Source organism: Hymenobacter coccineus (genome assembly GCF_001816125.1).
Taxonomy (GTDB): domain Bacteria; phylum Bacteroidota; class Bacteroidia; order Cytophagales; family Hymenobacteraceae; genus Hymenobacter; species Hymenobacter coccineus.
In genome coordinates, this window is the sequence record NZ_MDZA01000132.1 from 1 (window position 1) to 6,097 (window position 6,097).

Annotated in this window: 6 protein-coding genes; 2 read left to right on the top strand and 4 right to left on the bottom strand. The window is 63.2% G+C overall.

Annotated features, from left to right (window positions below):
* Nucleotides 1-95: 95 nt before the first annotated feature.
* Both BEN49_RS26305 and BEN49_RS09605 read right to left on the bottom strand, forming a co-directional pair.
* Nucleotides 96-395: a hypothetical protein gene (locus tag BEN49_RS26305; RefSeq protein WP_070742806.1), complete on the bottom strand. Its 300-nt coding sequence runs from the start codon at nucleotides 393-395 to the stop codon at nucleotides 96-98.
* A gap of 52 nt (nucleotides 396-447) precedes the next feature.
* Complete coding sequence (locus BEN49_RS09605; protein WP_070742807.1) at nucleotides 448-1,464, bottom strand: aldehyde dehydrogenase family protein; 1,017 nt, start codon at nucleotides 1,462-1,464, stop codon at nucleotides 448-450.
* Between the two features lie 167 nt (nucleotides 1,465-1,631).
* On the opposite strand from BEN49_RS09605, the gene BEN49_RS09610 reads away from it, so the two are divergent.
* Nucleotides 1,632-1,982 carry a 4Fe-4S dicluster domain-containing protein gene (locus BEN49_RS09610; RefSeq protein WP_070742808.1) on the top strand — a complete coding sequence of 117 codons (351 nt, stop codon included), beginning with the start codon at nucleotides 1,632-1,634 and terminating at the stop codon, nucleotides 1,980-1,982.
* 106 nt (nucleotides 1,983-2,088) lie between these two features.
* Nucleotides 2,089-4,722 carry a valine--tRNA ligase gene (locus BEN49_RS09615; protein ID WP_070742809.1) on the top strand — a complete coding sequence of 878 codons (2,634 nt, stop codon included), beginning with the start codon at nucleotides 2,089-2,091 and terminating at the stop codon, nucleotides 4,720-4,722.
* Nucleotides 4,723-4,796: 74 nt separating this feature from the next.
* Here BEN49_RS09615 and BEN49_RS09620 read toward each other — a convergent pair whose 3' ends face one another.
* Together BEN49_RS09620 and BEN49_RS09625 are read right to left on the bottom strand one after the other, a co-directional pair.
* On the bottom strand, nucleotides 4,797-5,006 hold the full coding sequence (locus tag BEN49_RS09620) for a hypothetical protein (RefSeq protein WP_070742810.1): 210 nt from the start codon (nucleotides 5,004-5,006) through the stop codon (nucleotides 4,797-4,799).
* A gap of 40 nt (nucleotides 5,007-5,046) precedes the next feature.
* Nucleotides 5,047-6,097, bottom strand: a 1,051-nt coding sequence (locus BEN49_RS09625; RefSeq protein ID WP_070742811.1) for a dihydrolipoamide acetyltransferase family protein, incomplete at its 5' end; no start/stop codon positions are given.

Genomic DNA, 6,097 nt, shown 5'->3' on the forward strand with positions numbered 1-6,097 from the left:
ACAAAGGTGACCGTGACAGTCGTGCAGCCCCACCTTTTTAGTGAACGGCCAGCTGCTTGGTCAATAAGCGACGGTAAGCAAATGGGCCGCCTTATTTAGCAGAACTCGATGCCCAATACGGCGCGCAGGGGCAAGGCCATGCCGGTTTGCAGCACCACGTAGTCACCGTCGACGGCCCATACGCAGGTTTGGAGGCGGTGCAAAGCTCCGTCGGCGGTACGGAAAGACACGGCAAGTTTGTCGCGGTAGGTGTTTCCTAAGATGGCGGCGCGGGCGGCCTCGGTGGCGCGGCGGCAGCGCTCGGCGGCGGTGGGCAGAACGTCGGCCTCGGCGAAGCGCATTCGCGCGAACAACTCGGGGGCCTGAATGGGGGCGAGGGTTGGGGCGGGATACATGGCGGCGGATGATTAAGGACAACACAGCCGGCCACTGGGCCAGCTGCCCTGCCTAAAGCAATTCCGTCGCCAGAAAGGCCATTGTGTCCACGCCATCGGCGTAGTCGGCCACGCCCGGCTGCTGGGCCCGCCCAAACGGTACGCTGCCGGCCCACCGCCCGCCGGCCGATACCACGCACTGAAGGCGCGGGGCCACATCGGTGAGCTGGTCCACCAAGTCGATTTCCTGGGCATACTCCGCATAGTGCAAAACTGAGATGGGCGACACCAAGGCGGTGTTGGGCGTAACCAACAGAAAGCCAGCGTCAAAGTGCGGCACAGCGTTGACCAGTAAAATGCTCTTGTTATAGTCGTAGTTGTTCTGGTACTTGTGGTGGTTCAGCACGCCGCTGCAAATCTGCAAAGCGTCAAGCAAGGGCGTAAAATCGTAATTTTCAGGCACGTATAGCTTGCTTACGTTGCGGCAGCCCAGGCCGTAGTACTGGAATATGTCGGGCCCCAAATAGGCCAGTTCGGCGTCGGTTTCGTGGCCCGTAAGTACGGCTAAGCTTGTGCGGTTGCGCCGGATAAGGTTGGGTTTCTTGCCAAAATAAAATTCGAAATACCGGGAGGTATTATCCGAACCCGTCGCGATAAAGGCGTCGGCCGCGTTCAAGCGGGGCACGATTTGGACGAATTTGGTAAACCTTGTCTCAATTTGGGGAAGTTCATTTAAAATCCACGTCATCAAAAACGTGTCGGACGCGCTGAGTTTGGCTAGTAGCACGTGGCCACTCAGCAACACGCACAGTGCGTCGTGGAAGCCCACCAGTGGAATGTTGCCGGCCATCACCACGCCTATCTGGCGCACGGCGGTGGGCTCGGGCGGGTAGCGGGCGGCCCACTGGGCCAGGGCCCCGGGCTCCAGCAAGTGGGCGATGCCGGCGAGGGCGGCGGCCACGTTGGGCCGGTCGAACCAGGGGTTTTGGTTGCGGGCGCGGGCGGCCAGTTCGGTGAGCTCGTCGGGGGAGAGGGCGGTGAGGCGGTGGCCCAGGGCCACAAAGGCGGCCAGGCGTTCGGAATGGTTCATGCGAAAAGAGAGCGGCGAAGAAGCCGTAAAATTGGGGCGCGGCGCGGGAAAGCGGCGCTTGGTGCGTAAATTTGTGGGCCCCGCTACACGGCCGGGGGCCCCGCTTTTACGTAAAGCGCCCCGTTCCCTTTTGGTTTCCTTTCTTTCTATTTGACCCGCGACGCCCCATGGCCATCATGATAACCGACGAGTGCATCAACTGTGGTGCCTGCGAGCCGGAATGCCCCAACAACGCCATCTACGAAGGCGGCGCGCAGTGGCGCTGGGCCGACGGCACCACCCTGAAGCAAGTGGAAACCGCCGACGGCGCCACCGTATCGGGCGTTGCCCCCCAGACGCCGGTGTCCGACGAGTACTACTACATCGTGTCGGACAAGTGCACGGAGTGCGTCGGCTTCCACGAGGAGCCGCAGTGCGCCGCCGTGTGCCCCGTCGACTGCTGCGTGGACGACCCCGACCTGCGCGAAACCCGCGAGCGGCTGCTCGAAAAGAAAGCCTGGCTGCACCTGGCCGCGTAAGCGCCGGGGCCCGGCCCAACCCGAATCAGCCGCTGCCTTGCCGGGAGCGGCTTTTTTGTGGCCCCCGGGGCCCTAAAACTTACCTTTGCCGAAATACCCATTACCGATGAACCCCACCAAAACCACGTACTCGCCCGCCGACGTTGAAGCCAAATGGTACCAGCGGTGGCAGGAGCAGGGCTTTTTTAAGGCCAGTGCCAACCCCAAAAAGACGCCCTACACCGTGGTGATTCCGCCGCCGAACGTGACGGGCGTGCTCCACATGGGGCACATGCTGAACAATACCATTCAGGACGTGCTGGTGCGCCGCGCCCGCATGCAGGGCAAGGAAGCGTGCTGGGTGCCCGGCACCGACCACGCCAGCATCGCCACCGAGGCCAAGGTGGTGGCCCTGCTCAAAGAGCAAGGCATCGAGAAAAAAGACCTGACCCGCGAGCAGTTCCTGGAGCACGCTTTTGCCTGGAAGGACAAGTACGGCGGCATCATCCTGGAGCAGCTCAAGCAGCTGGGGGCCTCGTGCGATTGGGACCGCACGCGCTTCACCATGGAGCCCAAGCTGACCGAGGCTGTGCTCCGCGTGTTCGTGGACTTGTACCGCAAGGGCCTGATTTATCGCGGCGTGCGCATGGTGAACTGGGACCCGCTGGGTGGCACCGCCATTTCGGACGAGGAAGTGATTCCGAAGGACGTGGTGGCCAAGATGTACTACCTCAACTACGAGGTGGTAGGCCAGCCCGGCCGCTTCCTGACGGTGGCCACCTCGCGCCCCGAAACCATAATGGCCGACGTGGCCGTGGCGGTGAACCCGACCGATGAGCGCTACGCTGACCTGGCCGGGCAACGCGTGCGCATCCCGCTGCTGGGCCGCGACATTCCGATCATTCAGGACGAGTACGTATTGACGGACTTCGGCACCGGGGCCCTGAAGGTGACGCCGGCCCACGACCTGAACGACTATAACCTGGGCCAGAAGCACAACCTGCCCACCATCGACATCCTCAACGACAACGGCACGCTCAACGAGAAGGCCGAGCTGTACGTGGGCCAGGACCGGTTCGCGGCCCGCCGCAACATCGTGAAGGATCTGGAGGCCGCCGGCTTGCTCGTGAAAACGGAGGAGTACGCCAGCATCGTGCAAACCTCGGAGCGCACCAAGGCCGTGATTGAGCCCAAGCTGAGCATGCAGTGGTTCCTGAAAATGGAGCACATGGCCAAGCCCGCCCTGGAGGTAGTGGAGAACGACACGGTGCGCCTGCACCCTGCCAAGTTCAAGAACACCTACCGGGCGTGGATGGAAAACGTGCGCGACTGGTGCATCTCGCGGCAGCTCTGGTGGGGCCAGCAAATCCCCGCCTACTACCTGCCCGATGGCTCGTTTGTGGTAGCTCTCTCGGCCGTTGAAGCACTTGAACTAGCGCGTGAGCAAAGCGGCAACGCTGCGCTGGAAATAAGCGACTTGCGACAGGACGAGGATGTGCTCGACACGTGGTTTTCGTCGTGGCTGTGGCCCATCTCGGTGTTCGACGGATTTGAGGACCCGGACAACGCCGACGTTAACTATTTCTACCCGACCAACGATTTGGTGACGGGCCCCGACATTCTGTTTTTCTGGGTGGCGCGGATGATCATGGCCGGGCTGGAATTCCGCCAGGAGGTGCCGTTCCGCAACGTGTACCTCACCGGCATCGTGCGCGACACCCAGGGCCGCAAGATGAGTAAGCAGCTCGGCAACTCGCCTGACCCGCTCGACCTCATCGCGCAGTTTGGGGCCGACGGCGTGCGGACTGGGATGCTGTTTTCGGCCCCTGCCGGCAACGATTTGCTCTACGACGAGAAGCTGGTGGAGCAGGGCCGCAACTTTGCTAACAAGCTCTGGAACGCCTTCCGGCTGGTGAAGGGCTGGGCCCCCGACGCGGCCCTACCTTTCGTGCACGACAAACCGGTGGCCTGGTTTGGGGCCCGGCTGGCGGCGGCCACGGCCGAAATCGACGACCACTTTGAGAAGTTTCGCATTTCCGACGCGCTGCTGGCGGTGTACAAGCTGGTGTGGGACGACTTCTGCGCCCACTACCTGGAAATGGTAAAGCCCGCCTACCAGCAGCCCATCGACGCCGAAACCCTGCGCCACACCACGGCCTACTTCGAAGCGCTGCTCAAGCTGCTGCACCCGTTCATGCCCTTCATCACGGAGGAACTGTGGCACGAGCTGGCCGACCGGGGCCCCCGCGAGTACGTAACCGTGGCGCACTGGCCTAAGCCCACCCCGCCCATTGACAGTGCCCTGCTGCTGAGCGAGATGGACAAGGCCCTGGCCGTGGTGGCCGGTATCCGCGCCGTGCGCAACCAGAAAAACCTGGGGCCCAATAAGCCCCTGGTCTTGGTCATCAAAACCGACGAGCCCGCGCTGTTCACGGCTTATGAGGGCGTGCTGCGCAAGCTCGGCAACCTGGAGGCGCTGGACTTTGCCGACGCGGGCCCGGCCGGCGCAGTGAGCTTCGTGCAAGGCAGCAGCGAGTTCTTCATTCCGCTTGAAGGCCAGATCGACGTGGCCGCCGAGCGCGCCCGCCTCGAAAAGGAGCTGGCCTACGCCCAGGGCTTCCGCGAGTCGGTGCAGAAGAAGCTGGGCAATGAGAAGTTCGCAGCCAACGCCAAGCCCGACGTGCTGGAGCGCGAGCGGCAGAAGCTGGCCGACGCCGAAGCCAAAATAGGGGCCCTGGAGCAGGCGCTAAAAGCAATTTAGCTTGCCCGGCACCCCGTAAAAAAAGGCCGCCGTCTATTTAGACGGCGGCCTTTTTTTACGGGGTGCCAAAGCACTTATTGCGGGGGGCGCGGCGCCACGCCGGCACCGGCGTGTTTCTGCTGCTGGGCCAGCTGGTTTTGCAGTTGGAAGGTGACTATCTCGCAATCGGCGAAGCGCTGTTCGGCCACTTTTAGGGCGGTTTCGGCGGCGCTTAGCTGCTGGTAGAGGAAGGCGATGATGCCCAGCGCCAGCACCAGGGCCCCAATGGTGAGGATGTTTCGCATAGCAATGGGGCCCCGGGCACGGCCGCCCGGGGCCGTTGGGTTAGATGGTCGTATTGGGGTCGAACTGCTCGAGGTAATCGGCCACTTTGCGCACGAACATGCCGCCGAGCGAGCCGTCGACCACGCGGTGGTCGTAGCTGTGGCTCAGGAACATGAACTGGCGCACGCCGATGAGGTCGCCCTGGGGCGTCTCAATCACGGCGGGCTTCTTTTTGATGGCCCCCACGGCCATGATGGCCACCTGCGGCTGCATGATAATGGGCGTGCCCATGAGGTTACCAAACGAGCCCACGTTGCTGAGCGTGTAGGTGCCGCCTTCGAGGTCGGCGGGCGTGAGCTTGTTGGTGCGGGCGCGGTTGGCCAGGTCGTTTACCTTCTTGCTCAGGCCGTTGAGGTTGAGCTGGTCGGCTTTGTGAATGACCGGCACGATGAGGTTGCCGCTGGGCAGTGCCACGGCAATGCCGATGTTGATGTCCTTTTTCTTGATGATGTAGTCGCCGTCCACCGATACGTTGATGTTCGGGAAGTCCTGGATGGCGCGGGCCACGGCCTGGATGAAGAGGGGCGTGAAGGTGAGGTTTTCGCCCTCGCGCTTCTTGTAGGCGTCCTTGTGCTTGTTGCGCCAGTTCACCAGCTCCGTCACGTCGGCCTCCACGAAGCTGGTGACGTGCGGCGCGATACGCACCGAGTCGACCATCCGCTGGGCAATCATCTTGCGCATCCGATCCATCTCAATCAGCTCTTGGCCGCCGCTCACGCTGGGCGCGGGCTTGGCTGCCGGGGCTTGGTTGCTGGCGGTGGGGGCCGGTGCCGGCGCGGGGGCCGGGGCTGCTATGGCGGCGGGGGCCGCCTTGGCCGGCACTGGCTCGGGCTCCAGCGGGGCGGGCTGCGCAGCTACCGGGGCCTGCGGCACCAGCGAAGGCTTGCCGGCCGCTACGTAATCGAGGATGTCTTTCTTGGTGACGCGGTTTTCCTTGCCCGTGCCGGGCAGGTATTCCAACGCGCTCATGCTCACGCCTTCCTCGCGGGCAATGCTGAGCACGAGCGGCGACAGAAACCGGCCGGGCTGGTGCGGGGCCCGCCGGCGGCTG

Coding starts and splice junctions, on each gene's coding strand:
- BEN49_RS26305 (WP_070742806.1), bottom strand. CDS start 395: ATGTATCCCGCCCCAACCCTCGCCCCCATTCAGGCCCCCGAGTTGTTC.
- BEN49_RS09610 (WP_070742808.1), top strand. CDS start 1,632: ATGGCCATCATGATAACCGACGAGTGCATCAACTGTGGTGCCTGCGAG.
- BEN49_RS09615 (WP_070742809.1), top strand. CDS start 2,089: ATGAACCCCACCAAAACCACGTACTCGCCCGCCGACGTTGAAGCCAAA.
- BEN49_RS09620 (WP_070742810.1), bottom strand. CDS start 5,006: ATGCGAAACATCCTCACCATTGGGGCCCTGGTGCTGGCGCTGGGCATC.
- BEN49_RS09605 (WP_070742807.1), bottom strand. CDS start 1,464: ATGAACCATTCCGAACGCCTGGCCGCCTTTGTGGCCCTGGGCCACCGC.